Source organism: Imperialibacter roseus (genome assembly GCF_032999765.1).
In the GTDB taxonomy this organism is placed as follows: domain Bacteria; phylum Bacteroidota; class Bacteroidia; order Cytophagales; family Cyclobacteriaceae; genus Imperialibacter; species Imperialibacter roseus.
Genome location: NZ_CP136051.1, coordinates 3,796,894 through 3,815,084, shown reverse-complemented (window position 1 = coordinate 3,815,084; position 18,191 = coordinate 3,796,894). Strand labels below are relative to the sequence as shown.

Here is an 18,191-nt window from a genome sequence, read left to right as displayed (position 1 = left end):
CAAAAGTTATTATTGCAGCCACGTTAACACGCCCCAAGGAATGGATAAAAAACCGGAGATTACTTATTCGCTAGGACGATTCGAACCCCAGGTATTCGTTAAGGTTTTTAGTCTGTTAATAGTTATTCTGGCAGGGTTGTCGCTTCTGGCGAGTTACTTAATGGATCAATCACTTGAAGGAATCATTGTCGGCCAGGGGCTCTACCGGTTTATTCTTCTACCCTTTTTTCTTGCCGGTGGGATTGCTTACATCACCAGACATTCAACGCTGAAAGTTACGCATGTCACCAAGAGAAAGCTTGGCAAGCTAGTCACTGAAGCGATGCGAAAAGAAGGCTATGAGTTGAGAAAAGATAAAGACCAGGTGATGGTTTTCGATCCAGAAATCAGTGGGATTGTCTCTCTGAATCAATGGATGGAAAATGTTACAGTTACTGTGAAGTTCAAAAACCACAATATGACTATTGTAGGGCCCAGGAGAATTATGAGGAACATGCACGACAGGGTGAAATTTGGACTCGATTTCAAGGAAGCCATGCGCCTGGAACCTGCTCAATAAAACTTAGCCACTTCCTCCAGCGGCTTTCTTGCCAGCTTAGGCACATATACCTCGTCGGCCGCATAACCCACTGGTAGTAACAAATAGGGCCTTTCGTTGTCGGGCCTGTCGAGTATTTTAGACAAAAAATTCATTGGACTTGGCGTATGAGTCAGTGTCACTAATCCAGCCATGTGCACCGCTGTAATGAACATCCCGCAGGCGATCCCCACCGATTCATTTACGTAGTAGTTGTTGATCTTTTCGCCTTCTTCATCCTTGTCATACACTTTTTTGAAGACCACAACGATCCAGGGAGCTGTTTCAAGAAAGGGTTTGTCCCAGTTGGTGCCTATAGGTGCGAGGTCTTTCAGCCAGCGTTCGCTCATGCGGCCATGGTAGCTCTCGTATTCTTCCTGTTCGGCTGCTATTCTTATTTGCTTTTTGATCGCTGGGTTTGAAATGGCACAGAATGTCCAGGGCTGCTTATGTGCTCCGGAAGGTGCGGTTGAGGCGGTTTTTATGATATTTTCGATCACTGCCCGATCAACCGGCTTGTCGGAGAATTCCCTGACGGTTCGCCGCAAGTCCATGTCCTGAAAGAAGTGCAGGCTCTTTTCCAAGGTGATTTCCGGGGTAAATGCCCTCGGATGATGGCGCACATGCTCGTATCCGTCTATAACTTTTATTGTCTCCTCAGTCATCTTTTTGGCCTTTATAAAAAAATGCAGTCTCTTGTCGGGCTTAATTTTTATACCTTCTCAAATCTATACAACCCATCGTAAACCTCAGAATTGATGTTAAAAAAAATAGCAGCGCCGTCCTTCCTATTGCTTTTCAGTTTCTTTGCATCGTATGCTCAACAACTAACAGTTTCCGGGCTGCAGGCTAAAGTAGAGGTATACCGTGACCCCTGGGGTATCAACCATATTTATGCTGAGAACGAGCACGACCTCTTTTTTACCCAGGGCTACATGGCTGCCAAAGATCGCCTTTTTCAGTTTGAGATTTGGCGAAGGCAGGCTACAGGCACAGTGGCTGAGCTGCTGGGAGAGCGGGAAATCAAAAGAGACATAGGTACGAGGCTCTTCAAGTTTCGGGGAAACATGAAAGAAGAAATGAACCACTATCATGAAAGAGGGGAGGAAATTATCACCGCTTTTGTAGATGGGGTAAATGCCTATATCGCCGAAGCTAATTCAGCTCCGGAGAAGCTGCCTGTCGAGTTTCAACTGTTGAAGACGAAGCCGCAGCCGTGGACGCCAGAAGTAGTTATTTCCAGGCATCAGGGATTATTGGGAAATATTGGCAACGAGCTAAAAGCTGCCCGGGCCGTGGCGGCGATTGGAGCCGAAAAGTTTAAGGAAATAGAGTACTATCATCCGTTCGATCCCGATTTGAATATGGATCCGGTTATCGACCAGTCGCTGCTGATCGAAGATATCCTGGAGCTTTACGATGCGTACCGAAAATCTGTCAAATTTCAACCCTCAGATGTGCAAGCCAGCGCCAGGGAAGGAATGGAAAAGTACAGCGAGCTGGCAGCCAAATGGGAAGAGGACTTTACGCTTGACAGGCAGGAACTCAGAAACGCCGTTGGCAGTAACAATTGGGTGGTGAGTGGCGAGCGTACTCAGAGCGGCTACCCCATGCTGGCCAACGACCCGCACCGTGGACTGGCGGCTCCCTCACTCCGGTATTGGTCGCACCTGGTAGCGCCGGGCTGGAATGTGATAGGGGCTGGTGAGCCTGAAATTCCCGGCATTTCCATTGGCCACAATGAGTATGGTGCCTGGGGGCTCACAGTGTTTACCAACGATAGCGAAGATTTGTATGTGTATGAAACAAACCCAGAAAACCCTGACCAATATAAATACAACGGCGGCTGGGAAGATATGAAAATCATCAACGAGACGATCAAAGTGAAAAACCGGCCCGACGTCACCGTTGAATTGAAGTACACCCGCCATGGCCCTGTAGTGTTTGAAAAAGCGGATAAACATGTTGCTTATGCTGTCCGCTGTGGGTGGCAGGAGGTGGGCGGTGCACCTTACCTGGCTAGTTTAAGGATGGATCAGGCTGAGACCTGGGAGGAGTTTCGGGAGGCTTGCAACTACAGTCATATTCCTGGAGAAAACATGATCTGGGCCGACCGGAAAGGAAACATCGGCTGGCAGGCTGTGGGTATAGCTCCCATTCGTAAAAACTTCAGCGGAATGGTGCCAGTGCCTGGCGACGGCCGCTACGAGTGGGGAGGCTACTTGCCGATCAAAGCCAAGCCTCACAGCTACAATCCGGTGGAAGGCTATGTGATTACCGCCAATGAGAACCTTACCAAAACCGATTATGAGTTTCCTGAGGTAATTACTTTTGATTGGGGGGATGGGTACAGGGGAGACAGGCTGAAGGAGATCATTGCTTCGGGTAGGGTGCTGAGCCTGGGCGACATGGCAGCCATGCAAACGGACTATTTGGCGCTTCCGGCAAGGGAAATCGTGCCTATGTTGAAAGATCTGTCTATTGCTGAAACAAAAATAAGTGCAGCGATAGACAAACTGCTGGCCTGGGACTTTGTGCTCGACAAGAATTCCACAACGGCCACCATTTATGCAGCCTGGGAAAAGGAGATTAATGCGAGAATGAAGGATCTGATGATTCCGGCGGAAGCGAGGCCGCACATTTCAGGGCTTTCCATGTTTAAAGTCATCGGCTGGTTACAGACACCGCCGCCGGTTTTTGGTAGCGATCCCATCAAAGGAAGAGATGATCTGCTGACTTCGTCGCTTGCTGCGGCCATTACTCAGCTTGAGCAAAAACTAGGGAGAGACCAGCGCAAGTGGCAATATGGCCAGGAAAAGAACCACCATGTGATAATTAAACACCCCATGAGTGAGGCGGTGTCGGCTGACATTCGGAAAAAATTGGATGTTGGTCCCGCACCACGTGGAGGCTACCACTTAACGCCCGGTGTGACGGGGTCAGGCGACAATCAAACCCATGGGGCCACCTTTCGGATCATCATGGACACGCAAAGCTGGGATCGCTCGATGGGTATCAACTCCCCTGGGCAGTCGGGTGATCCGGATAGTAAATACTATAAGAACCTCTTCGACCTTTGGGCGAATGACAAATACTTCCCCGTTTACTACTCAAAAGGGATGATCATGAAAGTGGCTGAAGAAAGCTACGAGATGAGCCCCAGGTAAAGCTATCTGCTCAGTTTGTACTCCAGCCCACTTTTTACAGTGGGCCATTCGGTATCAAGTATACTATAAACGGCGGTATCCCTCATGGTGCCGTTGGGCATAATATAGTGGTTTCGGAAGATGCCGTCGAGTTGAGCACCAAGCCGCTCGATGGCTGCCCTTGATGCTGCATTCATTCTGTGAGTTCGAAACTCCACAGCAATGCATTTCAGGTTTTCAAAAGCGTGTGTAAGGAGCAAATGCTTGCATTCGGTGTTAATCGCAGTGCGCTGCACAGACTTTGCATACCAGGTGGAACCTATTTCCAATCGATGTACGGCTTTCTCAATCCTTAGGAAACGGGTAGCGCCAACTATCTTTTGATGTGCCTTGCTGTAAATCACAAAAGGTAGACAGATTTGGCTGGCCTGCTCCTTAAAAGCTTTTTGCATCCAGGCTTCCATTGTTTCTGGCGAAGGCACCAGGGTATACCAAAGCTTCCACAGTTCACCGTCTTTGGCAACTTCGCAGAGGCTTGCGAGGTGCTCAGGAAGCATGGGCTGAACGATTACATGCTCACCCTCTAACGTTACCGGGAGTGGCGGGTATTCATAAGGGATTGAGTTCATCAAATCGATAGACTATATTAAAAAATGAAACGAGCCAAATGTAAGCCTTTTGCCAATGTTCATAAAAGTTATTCATGCGAAAGATTGCTATGATATTTTTCCAGTCAACCGTTTCGGAGTTAATTGAAAGCGTTTCTGATCGTATGCGGTGTCTGAAAAATGTCGAAAAGCTATAAAATATTACAGCACTACCGGTGCCCCACTATAAATACATAAATTGCAGCGTATTTTCGAGCGATGCGGAGCCTGGTCAAATTCTTTTGTTTGTTTGTTGTACTTTCTTTTGGGGCACAGGCCCGGGAAGCGGAGAGGGGTATTATTGACCTTAGGGCATTCGATTTTTCGCAGGGGAAAGCACAACTTGAGGGCGAGTGGGAGTTTTATTGGGAAAGATTGATAACGCCAGAGCAGTTCAAATACGCTGCTCCAGCACCTGATTACTTCATGTTCCCCAAGCTCTGGAACGATTCAAAAACTACTGGTGGTGTAGAACTGTCAAGTCAGGGCTTTGCCACCTACAGGGTCAAGTTGCTCTTACCCAAGCAAACTCCCCCTTTGTCTATTGCCATCAGTCACTTCTACAGTGACTACGATCTGTACGTCGACGGCCAACTGCTGGGGGAAAATGGTGTGGTTGGCGATACGAAAGAAACGTCTGAGCCTCATTGGATTCCCAAAACGCTCAGAATCCTTCCCAGCTCTGATACCCTGGAGTTAGTGCTCCATATCTCTAATTTTCATCACTCGAAAGGTGGAGCCCGGGAGCCTATTCTGTTGGGAGCCAGGGATAGAATTATGCACGACAGCCTGTTCAATATCAGCTACGACCTGTTGCTGTCGGGCTGCCTGATCATGGCTGGTCTTTTCTTCCTGGGACTTTATTTATTTGGGCAAAAGGAAAACTACATCATTGCTTTTGGCCTTTTTTGCCTGGTATTCAGCTACAGGTTTTTTGGCGCCGATAACTATGCGCTGCACATTCTGTATCCTGACATTCCCTGGACAGTAACCTTGCATTTTGAGTACCTGGCCCTGTTTTTAGCGCCCTCGCTTTTTGCCATCTACTCTTATACTCTTTTTCCAAAAGACGGCAGCCTCATTATTTTGGGTGGATTTGCAGGTCTCTCTGGCTTGCTGAGCCTGCTCACCCTTGTTTTGCCCAGCACCATTTTCACACTTTTTGTTGAGCCCTATCTATTCGTGATGGTGGCTGTCATTGCCTATGTTTCCTATGTGTATGCCGCCGCCGCCAGGTTCAAAAGAGATGGAGCCAATTATGCATTGGCAAGTACCATGGTGGTGCTGTTGGTGTTTATCTACAAAATATATGTCTACCTGGCGCTGGAGCCAGAAAACAGACTCCTGACGTTCATTGGGTTTATTTCATTCTTTTTCTTCCAGTCATTGAACATGTTCTTCAGAGTGACCAGGTCTTTGCGGGTGGCTAAGGAAGAGGCGGAGGAGGCATCGAGAACCAAGTCTGATTTCCTCTCGATGATGTCGCATGAAATCAGAACGCCAATGAACGCAGTAATAGGCCTGACCAATTATATGATTGGCGACAAGCCAAAAAAAGAACACAAAGAGGCACTCAACACACTGAAATTTTCTGCTGAGAACCTGCTTGTGATCCTCAACGATATCCTCGATCTCAATAAAATTGAAGCCAACAGGATTGAGTTTGAGAAAATGCCTGTTAATATCAGGCAGCTGACATCCCGCTTGAAACAGGTTTTTGAAAGAATAGCCGATGAGCGGGGGCTGTATATTAAGGTATCGGTTGATGAAACGATAACTCAGTCTATTGTCTGTGATTCGACACGTACAAGTCAAGTGTTGAGCAATTTGATCAGCAACGCCCTGAAATTCACCAAAGAAGGTGGTATTGAATTGATAGTGAATGAATTGGACAGAGATGAAGGCCATATAACGCTGCGGTTTGCAATAAAGGACACGGGCATAGGCATTTCTATGGCCGACCAGCAGAAAATATTTGACAGCTTCACTCAGGCAAGCACCTCAGTGACCAGAGAATATGGGGGCACCGGGCTCGGGCTAACAATTACCCGAAGGTTGCTTAACCTTCAGGGCGTACAACTCGGTCTCAACAGCGAGAAAGGCAAGGGTTCAGAATTTTATTTTATTCAGAGGTTCGAAACTGTGGATCATGCTGTAGAAGAAGATGAAGCGCTGGCGGATGCAGGTGAATCAGGGAATAAAGGAGCGAATATTCTTCTGGTTGAGGACAACAAAGTCAATGTGCTGGTAGCACAGAAGTTTTTGAAAAAATGGGAGTTTGGCATCGAAATAGCGGCCAATGGCGCTGAGGCTGTTGACAAAGTCAAGAACAAGAAGTATGACTTGATTTTGATGGACTTGCAAATGCCTGTCATGGATGGCTATGAAGCCTCCAGGCAAATAAGGGCGCTCGGGATTAACACGCCCATTATTGCCCTCACCGCTTCCACTATGATGGAAGACCGGGATAAGGTAAAACGGTTCGGTATGAACGACCATATCATAAAACCGTTTGATCCGGAGGATTTGAAAAGGAAAGTGAACAAATACATCACGAACAGCGTCATAGGCCAATAATTTTTTTTCACTCCATAGCTAACCATTTAGGTGAAAAACTGGTTATGATGCTATGGAAAAAGAAGCCAAGGCTCCCAAAGCAAAAGCTGGAGCCAGAAAACCTCAAAGTGCCGACATCAGGGCCAAATACAAAGAGCATGTGTTGGAAAATGGTGCAGTACCGTCTTCCTTTTTTTTGTTTGCTAAGTCGCTTAAACTGAAGGAAGAAGATTTGTATGAGTTTTACAATTCATTTGAGTCTATTGAAAAAGGCATTTGGCACGACTTTGTCAGCGCCACAATCCAGGCTATTGAATCAGAAAAAGTTTACGAAGAGTATTCTGTCAGGGAGAAACTTTTAGCGTTCTACTACACCCTGATTGAGGAACTGAAGCGAAACAGGAGCTATATTCTGTGGCAGATGCAAGCTGTGAAGCACCCCACCACAACGCCTTATTTTCTCAAGGCTTTTAAATCCGAATTTCTTTCCTGGGCTAATAATCTTGTGATTGAAGGAAAGGACACTGACGAAATTGCGAACCGTCCTTTTATCAGCGACAGATATGGTGAGGCCATGTGGGTACAGACCTTGTTTATTCTCAATTTTTGGCACAAAGACGAGAGCAAAGGCTTTGAAAAAACGGATGCTGCGATCGAAAAGGCAGTTAACCTGGCTTTTGACCTCATGGGGCGGGGGGCTGTGGATTCATTGCTTGACCTGGCCAAGTTTATCTATCAATCGAAGAAGGAAGCCTGATACATGAAAGAGCAATCCAGTATTCCCACTTCGAAAGTGGCGAGGGCCTCCAAGTTTGTAAGTACGGGCGCTAAGGTAGGGGGCAACTATGTAAAGCATTATGCCAAGCGCTTCATTACGGGTGATACTTCCCGTGAGAACCTTGATCAGGCAAACGCCGAAGATATTTACGGTTCGCTGAGCGAACTCAAAGGGAGTGCCCTGAAAGTGGCTCAGATGCTGGCCATGGATAAAAACATTCTCCCGACGGCTTACCAAAATCAGTTCTCCATGGCGCAGTATAGCGCTCCTCCGCTGTCTTATCCGCTGGTGGTGAAGACCTTCAAAGAGCAGCTTGGGAAGTCGCCTACAGAGGCTTTTGAGTCGTTTACCAAAAGTGCGGTGAATGCAGCCTCTATTGGGCAGGTGCACAAAGGAACCATCGGCGACAGGGAATATGCTGTAAAGGTGCAGTACCCGGGAGTGGCCGGCAGTGTGAGATCGGACTTGAAGCTGGTCAAGCCGTTTGCTCTCAGGCTCGTGAAGCTCAACGAGCAAGAACTGGATCACTACATGGAAGAAGTAGAGGAGCGACTGCTGGAGGAAACCGACTACAAGTTGGAGCTGCTTCGCTCACAACAAATTTCTGACGCTTGCGCCCATATTCCGAATCTGACCTTTCCTAAATACTATGCTGAATTGTCTTCAGAGAGGATTTTGACTATGGATTGGCTACAAGGTCTGCACTTAAAAGAATTTTTAAAAACCAACCCTTCACAGGAGCTGCGAAACCAGATAGGTCAGGCGATGTGGGATTTCTACAACCATCAGGTGCATAACCTCCTGCAGGTGCATGCAGATCCTCATCCGGGTAATTTCCTTATGATGGAGAATGGTATGCTGGGGGTAATTGACTTTGGCTGTGTAAAAGTGATTCCCGAAGATTTTTACAGAACCTATTTTCAACTGATGAGGGAAGACTTGCTCTGGAAAGAAGAGGAGCTGGTGGCGGCATTTCATGACCTGTGCTTTCTATATGAAGACGACCCGGCCGACTATAAAGTTCTTTACATCGACGTGTTCAAGCAAATGATGCAGCTACTGGGCGCTCCTTTTCATAAAGAGTCATTTGACTTTGCCAACGAGGAGTACTTCAAAAAGATCTTTGACCTGGGGGAAAGTATCTCGAAGCGCAAAGAGTTCAAGAACTCTAAGCATCCGAGAGGTTCGAGGCACGGGTTGTACATCAACAGGACGTATTTTGGGCTCTATAACTTGTTGCACGACCTTGGAGCGGAGGTGACTACTACCAAGCCAGAGTGGCTGATGACTTCTTTGGTAAAGTGAAGCACTCCGCTTTGTCACATTGAATTGATGGGGAAGTCAGCCTCATACAGTATTTTTCAATTGTATGTGGTTATATAAGTTAACTGGTTCAAATTTAGTACTCACCTATTTTTATTGAAATAATTATAGATTTACTACAAAGTGACCTTTTCCGGAAAATTTTTCTCTGGATTTGATTAGGCTCATTTATTTGGTGAGTGCCCCTAATATTTCGGCATGTGATAGGTGTTTTTATGTGATTCAAAATAATATATTGGCATATATTATTTTCTGAAGAGCTAATCGGTGAAAGTGCATTTTAAGGTTCAAGAATAATTTTTTTCTTGACCTAGAAATACTCCAAATTGAGTATTGACTATCCCGGTGACCTTCAACTACTTTTATAAGGTGTTTTATTTGCAACCAACAGATCACTTTATGAAAGCCCTTGTAACAACATTAGCAATCACCCTAATCTCATTTGCGGCCTTCTCGCAGAAGCTTCCCTTTCAGGGACAGCTGATTGAAAACGGGACACCTGTGACAGGTACCAGAGATTTTGTTTTCAATATACCAGACGAAGTTGGCGGATCTTTGTGGACAGAAACTCACATTGGTGTGCAGGTTCAGGATGGACTTTATTCACTTGTGTTAGGCGACGTTGCGACTCTGCCTGATCAGTTGTTTTCGGATGTGAGTGAAAGAACCCTGGAAATTACCGTAGGGGCGACAAGTTTATCTCCTATTACTCTCTATGCAGGTATTAAGGAGTGGAAGTTCACGAAGGAAATGGACGGAAGTACTGATCGACCTGCGATTTTGGGTGAAATATCGGGCCCAGCGAGTAATTGGGCAGCCATAGAGGGATATGCCAGCACCGATGGAGACAATTACGGTGTATACGGCCAGGGAGAGGGAACTGGAAAAGTAAACGCTGGCCTTTATGGTTATGGTCTTGGTGCGGGTGACGGGTCAGTTACCGACTTTCAAGGCACATTTGGCTCTTACAATTACGGAGCGATAGGAATAGCAAAAGACAACCTTAATGGAAATATTGGTGTTTGGGGAAGGGCTACCGGAAATGCAGGGGCGGCGGACAACATAGGCGTACTTGGCTGGAGTGAAATTTCAGGTGGGGTAGAGAATAGAGGAGTGCTCGGTTGGGCCAAGGGTACAGGAGTCAACAAAGGACTAGTAGGCATGGCAACTGGTGGTTCAGAAAATTGGGCAGGTTGGTTTGATGGCGATGTGAAGATTTCTGGTACTCTTCATGGACAAAATTTAGGGTCTATCAATCCCAATGGTGCTGGTCCGGGACAACCGGATTGGAGGGTTTTTGTTGCCCCCAACTATTACGACGGCAACTTCGACAATGGACTGGTAGCCATCTATGGTCCTCGTGATGATGGCGAAGGAAGAAGGGCCTCATTGGGTTCTTATGGGGCTAACTCTGCCAGCTCTTATGGCCAACTGGAACTCCACGGATACAACGGACAACCAAAAGCCATCCTTTCTGGAAGCAACCAGGCCGGCAATTTGAAAATGAAGGATGACGACGGAACAGAAACGGTTGTTTTGGACGCCGGAAATGGAAGCTTAACGCTTAGAAATGCCGATGGCAGTCAGTCGTACATGATCGATTACAATGGCGTGGCGGGAAATGGCCACTATTCAGTCGATCAGAACAGTTCGACAAGCGAAGAGATTACTGCCCTGAAGGCAGAAGTATCAGGAACGGGAGTTTGGGATGGGCAGGGTGCCGGAATTACAGAATACAGCGGAATATTAGGTATTGGTAGTGCTGCTGAAGGTGGAAATGCTGGTGTGAGAGGTATTGCCAATGTTTCAGCCAATTCCACTAGCTTCCATTATGGCGTTTATGGTATTTCCAGGTCTAATGAGGCGAATAGCACTGCTGTAATCTATGGGTTAAGAGGTGAGGCACTTGGTCAGTCGAGCTTTAGTGTTGGTGTTAGGGGGATTTCTAACAATTCAGCTGCTGGAGGAGCAAACTTGGGGGGTGATTTTTCAGCAAATGATAATCCCGGGCAAAATGTCGGCTTACGAGGAAGAGCCCAGGGTGACGGTGCTCAAACAAGCGAAAATATAGGCGTCTCAGGTGTTTCTACGTCCAGCAACTCAGCTACAAATATTGGTGTGTATGGCATCGCTTCCAATGCCGTAGGGCAAAACTGGGCCGGTAAGTTTGACGGCCCGGTGCAGATTAATGCCGACGCTATGTCGCTTGGTAAAAAAGATTGGGAGGCCAACCCAGAGCTCCCTTTTTTAGCATTAAGAGGCACTATTGAAGTCGCCGGCGACCCAGACCCTTACCGCCCCGACTTGATTTGGATGTCGGTAGATGATGACGGCGAAGGAAACGAAATAGGAGGTATTAATTTAAGAAGCTCCGATGGGAAGGACTTTAGAATTGATGCGAATGGATTGAATGCTTCTTCCATTGCCAGTGAAGCGGTCAATGTGGGGGAGAAGGATTGGGAGCCCGGCGTGCAGGGCATCGTTCATTTGTATGGCGATACGCCGGTAGATACTGATAACGCCAGGGTTAGAATGGAAGTAAACAGCAATGGAAATGCAGAAACTTGGGGTTCACTTTCACTAAACGGGCCCGTATTTAACGACCCCAATTGCACAAACTGTGCAAGAAGTTTTGTGTCGCTTAATGTAGACAATGACCCTGGCGGAAATGCTCCCACAGAATGGTCAGGTAGTCTTCAGCTAAGCGGGCAAGAGTCTCCTAATATTATTATTGGTGGCTCGAACTATCAGGACAGTGATTTGGGGCAAATATCACTTTTTGGAAATAAACCTGACGGAAACAGCTGGTTTTATAGCCACGCAGGCTTGCAGGTAAACCAGGATGGAAGCCAGCAGTGGGGCTCTTTGCGGCTAGACGCTAACGATGGAGTGAGCAACGTGGAAATAGGGGCGAAATCCTGGGAGGATCCCACGAATGGAGCGGGCAGACCTTACTTGCGCATGCGGGGTAATACGCCGGATCAGGACTTAGTTTGGATGGAAGTAGCCGACGACGGATTAGGCAATGAATTGGGTGCTGTCAACTTCCGAAGCACTGATGGAAAGGATGTGAGAATTGACGCCAACGGCATCAGCGGTAACATGAAAGACTTGCAGCTAGAAAGAGCTACCCTGCAAAGTCAGTGGGGAAATGATGGGCAGGGAGCACTCGAGTTGAGAGATGCCAATAATAATACTCAGATTCAGGCTTCAGTTGATGATGATGGATCTTCGAATTATTCAGGGACTATCAATTTGACAAATAGCGCTGATGGCAACTTCACTACACTTAGTGGACAATGGGGCATTCGTTCCTCATCAATGATTGCTGTGGCGCAAGGCAGCAATCAGGGAAATAACTCCATTGAAATGGGGGACAACGGAAATGCTGGATTTATGAATGTAAATGATGCCAACAATGCCAATATCATCACCCTGAACGGAGGCGACGGTAGTATTAACGTAAAAAATGGTCTGGTAAACATCAGAACTGATGAAAATAATGCCAATACTAGCGGCGATATAAATCTTACGGCGACTTCTGCTGGTCATGGCATTAGAATGTATGGTGGTTATGACTTTGATTCAGATGGCAATGTAAAAAGTCATATTGCTCTAGATGGTCCCGGGGGCGCATATGTCTATCTGTGGGGAGATGGAAATATTGGGGTGAAAAATACTGTGAGTGCTGAAGGTGAAATGTTTGCAACGGCCTTCAATCTGACATCTGATGGTAGACTAAAAACAGACATAAAACCTCTCGAAAACTCTCTCTCGAAAACCCTTCAACTTCGTGGCGTATCCTACAACTGGATTGACAAGGCCAAGTCGCAAAGCACTCAAATTGGTGTCATTGCTCAAGAGGTAGAAGAAGTGTACCCTGAATTTGTCCATACGAATGAAGAGGGCATGAAGTCTGTGAATTACTCTCAGATGGTAGCCGTGCTTATCGAAGCCATCAAAGAGCTGAATACTCAGATCGAAACACTGAAGACCGAGAATGCATCGCTAAAAACGGAGCTGGCGACAGCAAAGAATAACGAAAAACGAATAACCGAGCTGGAAGCCAGCGTCAAATCGCTAGTGAACCTGCTGCAGGCACCTTCCAAACAGTCGGATGAAAACAGCATATCACTAGGGAAACAAGAGTAGTCATTCAACTACCTAATCCACTCAATCAAGTTGGACTTAAAAACTGAATGACTATGAAACGAAACTTAAGATATTATTTACTGCTGGCGTGTACTGTTCTCCTTTACGAGGGAGCACAGGCCCAGCTGGTGCAGACGAGCCAAACAACGTCGAATGGCGGTGGCAGTTCAACTGGCACCAATATCCAGCATTTTGGGGTAGCAGGCCAGTCTGTAGCGGGTGGTGCTTCAGGTGGCAACTATCAAATGAATATTGGCTTTATTCATACCATTACCAATGACGCTTTTCCCCAGGCACCATCCGACTTTCTGGTATTGCCTTTGAGTGAGACGTCACTTTACATTAGCTGGATTGACAACGCAAGCAATGAAACTCACTATGCGCTGGAAAGATCAACTTCGGATGATTTCACGACTGATTTAGTAGGCATTCCTGTCGGTGCCAATGGCACTGAATACACTAATACTGGCCTCACTCCAGACACCTACTACTTTTACAGACTGAAAGCTGTGGGAGCCAGTGAAGAGTCGGATTATGTGTATGATGGTGCTGCCACATTCTCCGGCACGCTTGACAACCGGTGGGCCTGGGCAAGCAGCCTTTATTCACCCTCTTATGGCCGCACCGTTGCCAACGACAACAATGGCAATACCTATGTTGGGGGGCGTGTTGAGGCCGACTTGTATGTAGGTGTAGAAAGCTGGGTAGTGGCAGGAGGCAGCGATGGCTTTGTCATCAAATATGATGCGGACGGAAATATCGTGTGGGGCCGACAACTATTGTCCACTGGTAATGCATCGGTGGAGGAGGTAAAGGTTGATGCTAATGGCGTGTTGTACGTTAGTGGTTATTTTAGCGGAGCGCTTACCATTCCCAACGGTCCAACCTTCAACGCTCTGGGTAGCAATGACGGATTCTTGCTGAAAATGGATGCCGATGGGCAGTTGATCTGGGCGAAAGCTTTGGGAGGCTCGCTCGACGACCTCATCACCTCACATGCTTTTGATGGTAGCGGAAATATCCACCTGCTATACAGTTCAGCTAGCACAAACGGTACTTTTGGAGGTAGCGCTCTCAATGCTGGCCTTCATCTGGTGACAATATCACCCAATGGAAATTTTGTGCGTACCAAACCCGTGTCAGCAGATGCTGGCGTTACGGGCAACGACCTCGCCGTAGACACGCAGGGGAATGTGTACGTGGTCGGTAGCTTCTCAGCATCGCCCACAATTGGTGGCACATCATTGTCATCGACCGGACTAAGCGACATCTTCTATTCAAAATTCAATAATTCCGGGGATCCACTATGGGTCAAACACGCATCGACAGATCAGGCTGATCAGGCATACGCCGTAGCCACGAGCGGCAGCAGTGTATATGTCGGTGGCTTCTTCGATGGTGCAAGTTTATCTGTGCCTTCCGGGGCGGCTTCCAGCTCAGGAGGCCGGGAAGGGTTCCTTCTGGCGGTAGCATCGATTGATGGTGCCACTCAGTGGGTGCGTTCAATGGGCGGTGCAGGAAGCGATGGCGTTTTGGCCATGGCGACAGGCAGCTCCGGGCAGATCGTCGTCAGTGGTTTTATGGGGATTGATCAAATGTTATTCCCACCGTCGGCTGAGACTTTGAGTAGCGGTTTTGGATTCTTTGCTCACTACGATGCCTCTGGAGCAGTCCTTCGGGTAGACAAGGTGGAAGGTAAGTCTAATTATCTGGTGTCGAATCGTGCTGTTTCAGTTTTTGAGAACAACCTCTACGCCACCGGCCGCTTTTTGGGAGCTGCTGAGTTTGGCCAGCTTAGCACGTTGCAGGCTGGCACGGGAACATCGATGTTTGTTGGCAAATACAAGTATCAGGAAATATGTGATACGCCCGTATCGTTCACTGTTTCGAATGTTACTTCCACCACAGCTGACTTAAGCTGGAATATAGCTCAGTACCCTGCCGGAGATGCGCTCACTTATAAAATCCGTTACAAACCACTGGGTACGCTCACATGGGAAGAGGTAACTCAAGGGGGAACCTCCCTTCAACTTACTGCTCTTGAGCCTGGTGTGCAGTACCTTGTTCAAGTGAACATGACATGTACTGGGTCTGAGGTGCTGACGTCGGCTTATACGGATGTGGAATCGTTCACCACATTGGGTACACCTGCTTGTGAAGTGCCTGTGATAGCGAGCGATGTGAGCATCAGTGATACTGAGCAGGACATTACATGGAATAATACGGGGGCTGTGACCTACGATGTTCGTTACAGGCTAAAAGGAACTACTATCTGGACCACCACTACAGGGCTTGTTTCTGCGAGTGCGAGTCTCACTGGCCTGCAGGCTGGTATGGCGTATCAGATACAGGTAAGAGGAGTTTGTGCGGCTGTTCAGACCCTGTATTCATCCGTATATGAGTTTACTACTTCGGGAGCTGTAAGTTGCCCGGTGCCAGCGGGCATGTCGGTTTCGGGCATAACTGCTTCGTCTGCTACAGTTTCCTGGACAGACCAATCGGCTGAGTCATACGAAATCAGGTACAAGCCCAATGGTACAGCTATATGGACGACCGTCGGCACAGCTACAGCCAGCATTGATCTGACTGACCTGGAGCCAGGTACTGACTATGTGTACATGCTTAAGGCTGTCTGTAATTCGAGTGTAGGGCTGAGTTCAGTCTACACAACTGTCAATCAGTTTACTACCACCGGTACACCAAGTTGTGTGACTCCGGTTGGGTTGAGTGCTACAGTGACTACCAATACCGCAGATTTAAGCTGGACCGCCAGCACGGGAGCCGTCGCCTACGACATTCGTTACCGTGTGCAGGGCACTACTGTTTGGAATTATGTACAGAGCCCAGCAAACAGCAAGCAATTGACAGGGCTTAGCGGAGGTACTTCCTACCAGGTCCAGGCCAGATCGGTTTGTACCCTTGATGGTACGTTTGTGTCTGTTTATTCAACCACCTACATCTTCACCACCCAGGGTGCGGCTGCATGTATCTCTCCTGCAGGTTTGGCAGCTACTCCAGGCACAACCGATGCGAGTTTGACGTGGGCGACTCAGGGCGGCGCTTTCAGCTATCAGGTACGCTACAGGTTGGAGGGAACTACCACATGGAACTATCAAACCACCGCAACTAATTCCTTGAACATCAGTTCACTTGTAAGTGGAATGCCCTATATGTGGACCGTAAGAACCATTTGCAATGCGGAGGGTACCCTTGCTTCGCCTTTTGCTTCCACAGCGTTTTTTGAAACGACAGGAGTTGTTTCATGTGAAGTGCCGACCAGCCTCTCAGTATCAGCTATAACCGATCAGTCGGCCAGCCTGATCTGGAGCGATGTCGGTGCGACATCCTACCAAATTCGCTACCGAATCGCTGGGACACCCATATGGACGATGGTTCCGATTGTCAGTCCTTCCTACGTCCTCACCGGCCTTGAGTCAGGCATGCCTTATCAGGTGCAGGTCAAGGCAATTTGTGCCGTAGATGGAAGTGTTCAGAGCCTGTTTAGCTCATTGGTTTCATTCGAAACCTCTGGGGCCGTCAGCTGTGAGATTCCTGTTAACCTTGCTGCTTCCAATATTACGTCCAGCGCGGCCACGGTTTCATGGACCACTGTGGCAGAAGCGGCCAGTGGTTATGGGTTGAGGTATCGGGTGAAGGGAACCAGTTTGTGGACGCTCGTTACAACCGGAACAAATAGTTACAATCTTACAGGGCTCGAGCCAGGCATGCCTTATCAGTTCTCTGTGAAATCAAACTGTAGCACCAACCCTGTGCTGTCGTCGGTATACTCTGTGCCGGCAGAGTTCACCACCGATGGCTTACCAAGTTGCGATGTACCGTCCGGTTTTAACGTTAGTGCTGCTGATACAGATGCAGAGATAACCTGGGCTAACCTTGGCTCCTTGAGTTATGACGTCCGGTTCAGGGTGAGTGGCTCCACGATCTGGACAAACTTGAATGTTGGCACGAATGCCATCAGCCTCGGCTCGCTCCAAACCGGCACCAATTATCAATTCCAGGTGCGTTCTGTTTGTGCGGCCAATGGCTCGCTAAAATCGTTGTACTCCGGTGTGGAATTTTTCACTACCACCGGCACAGTGTCATGTGAATCACCAACCGGCCTCGCAGCGTCGGCCATCACCGACACGGGCGCTCAGGTTACCTGGACTGCTGCTTCGGGCGTAGATCAATATGACGTCCGTTATCGAGTAAAAGGTACTACCATTTGGACGCAGGTGCTTGCAGGTACCGCTTCGGTAAGCCTGTCTGGCTTGTCGTCGGGTATGCCATACCAGGTAAGGGTGAGAACACTTTGTGCTCCGGACAACAGTCTGGTGTCCCCGTATTCTTCCATAATGGAGTTTAGCACTACTGGTGCCACGGCATGTGCGGTTCCAACCGGTTTAACGGTCGGCGCCACCGAGCAGACCACCGCCGATTTGTCGTGGGGTGCTGCCAGCGGTGCCCTGAGCTATGAAGTTTTGTACCGCAAGCAGGGCGACATTATCTGGACGGCGGCAACTTCAGCCACTGCATCGATAAGCCTGTCAGGACTGACTTCGCTGACCACCTACCAGTGGAAAGTGCGCACAATTTGCTCAGGTGATAATTCGTTGCGCAGCCAGTTCTCGTCAGTGTCTACTTTCCAAACCATTGCCGAACCAGGTGCCAGGGTAGCTGAAGAAGATGATACTGAGATAGCCATGGGACTTGAAGAAGTTCTGGCAGCCTTCGAATTGGTGATTTATCCAAATCCATCACCTGATCAGGTGTTTTTCCGGCTTATACCACCGCAAAGTGACTACTTCTCTTTGTCGGTGTTTAACCTTGCCGGGCAGGAGGTACAACACCTGTTTGAAGGGTGGCTCGAAGGAGAAGAGCAGGCTGAGTTTGTCTGGCAGGGGAGGGATCAACCTTCTGGCATCTATGTCTTTAAGCTTTCGAATGGAAAAGGACTGGAAATTAGCAGGAGAATCATTCTGACCCACTAATCTAACCCAAACTACTACTAC

At 48.0% G+C, this 18,191-nt stretch carries 9 protein-coding genes; 7 read left to right on the top strand and 2 right to left on the bottom strand.

Going from position 1 to position 18,191, the window contains the following annotated elements; genetic code table 11:
• Positions 1-40 precede the first annotated feature (40 nt).
• Complete coding sequence (locus RT717_RS15890; RefSeq protein ID WP_317487368.1) at positions 41-559, top strand: hypothetical protein; 519 nt, start codon at positions 41-43, stop codon at positions 557-559.
• Here the strand turns inward: RT717_RS15890 and RT717_RS15885 are convergent.
• Entirely contained in the window at positions 553-1,242 is a 690-nt protein-coding gene (locus tag RT717_RS15885) for a nitroreductase family protein (protein ID WP_317487367.1), read from the bottom strand. The two genes, RT717_RS15890 and RT717_RS15885, sit on opposite strands and share 7 nt — an antisense overlap.
• 93 nt (positions 1,243-1,335) lie before the next feature.
• Here RT717_RS15885 and RT717_RS15880 point away from each other — a divergent pair, with 93 nt between their 5' ends.
• The gene (locus RT717_RS15880; RefSeq protein ID WP_317487366.1) at positions 1,336-3,744 is read left to right on the top strand and encodes a penicillin acylase family protein; all 2,409 of its coding nucleotides are present in this window, start codon (positions 1,336-1,338) and stop codon (positions 3,742-3,744) included.
• A gap of 2 nt (positions 3,745-3,746) precedes the next feature.
• Here the strand turns inward: RT717_RS15880 and RT717_RS15875 are convergent, their stop codons facing one another.
• Positions 3,747-4,352, bottom strand: a complete 606-nt coding sequence (locus RT717_RS15875) for a GNAT family N-acetyltransferase (RefSeq protein ID WP_317487365.1) — start codon at positions 4,350-4,352, stop codon at positions 3,747-3,749.
• A 264-nt stretch (positions 4,353-4,616) separates the two neighbouring features.
• Here RT717_RS15875 and RT717_RS15870 point away from each other — a divergent pair, with 264 nt between their 5' ends.
• The 5 genes from RT717_RS15870 to RT717_RS15850 all read left to right on the top strand — a co-directional run bounded on the left by RT717_RS15870 (position 4,617) and on the right by RT717_RS15850 (position 18,170).
• The gene (locus RT717_RS15870) at positions 4,617-6,947 is read left to right on the top strand and encodes a response regulator (RefSeq protein WP_317487364.1); all 2,331 of its coding nucleotides are present in this window, start codon (positions 4,617-4,619) and stop codon (positions 6,945-6,947) included.
• Between the two features lie 52 nt (positions 6,948-6,999).
• Positions 7,000-7,683, top strand: coding sequence for a TetR family transcriptional regulator C-terminal domain-containing protein (locus RT717_RS15865; RefSeq protein WP_317487363.1), 684 nt, complete (start codon positions 7,000-7,002; stop codon positions 7,681-7,683).
• A 3-nt stretch (positions 7,684-7,686) separates the two neighbouring features.
• The gene (locus RT717_RS15860; protein ID WP_317487362.1) at positions 7,687-9,009 is read left to right on the top strand and encodes an ABC1 kinase family protein; all 1,323 of its coding nucleotides are present in this window, start codon (positions 7,687-7,689) and stop codon (positions 9,007-9,009) included.
• Positions 9,010-9,426: 417 nt separating this feature from the next.
• A complete protein-coding gene (locus RT717_RS15855; RefSeq protein WP_317487361.1) occupies positions 9,427-13,179 on the top strand; it encodes a tail fiber domain-containing protein in 3,753 nt (1,250 codons plus the stop codon).
• A 53-nt stretch (positions 13,180-13,232) separates the two neighbouring features.
• Positions 13,233-18,170 carry a fibronectin type III domain-containing protein gene (locus tag RT717_RS15850; protein ID WP_317487360.1) on the top strand — a complete coding sequence of 1,646 codons (4,938 nt, stop codon included), beginning with the start codon at positions 13,233-13,235 and terminating at the stop codon, positions 18,168-18,170.
• The last annotated feature ends 21 nt before the right edge of the window (positions 18,171-18,191 follow it).

What these genes read in the sequence shown, in the direction of transcription:
- RT717_RS15890 (WP_317487368.1), top strand. Translation starts at nt 41, where the DNA reads ATGGATAAAAAACCGGAGATTACTTATTCGCTAGGACGATTCGAACCC.
- RT717_RS15885 (WP_317487367.1), bottom strand. Translation starts at nt 1,242, where the DNA reads ATGACTGAGGAGACAATAAAAGTTATAGACGGATACGAGCATGTGCGC.
- RT717_RS15880 (WP_317487366.1), top strand. Translation starts at nt 1,336, where the DNA reads ATGTTAAAAAAAATAGCAGCGCCGTCCTTCCTATTGCTTTTCAGTTTC.
- RT717_RS15875 (WP_317487365.1), bottom strand. Translation starts at nt 4,352, where the DNA reads ATGAACTCAATCCCTTATGAATACCCGCCACTCCCGGTAACGTTAGAG.
- RT717_RS15865 (WP_317487363.1), top strand. Translation starts at nt 7,000, where the DNA reads ATGGAAAAAGAAGCCAAGGCTCCCAAAGCAAAAGCTGGAGCCAGAAAA.
- RT717_RS15860 (WP_317487362.1), top strand. Translation starts at nt 7,687, where the DNA reads ATGAAAGAGCAATCCAGTATTCCCACTTCGAAAGTGGCGAGGGCCTCC.
- RT717_RS15855 (WP_317487361.1), top strand. Translation starts at nt 9,427, where the DNA reads ATGAAAGCCCTTGTAACAACATTAGCAATCACCCTAATCTCATTTGCG.
- RT717_RS15850 (WP_317487360.1), top strand. Translation starts at nt 13,233, where the DNA reads ATGAAACGAAACTTAAGATATTATTTACTGCTGGCGTGTACTGTTCTC.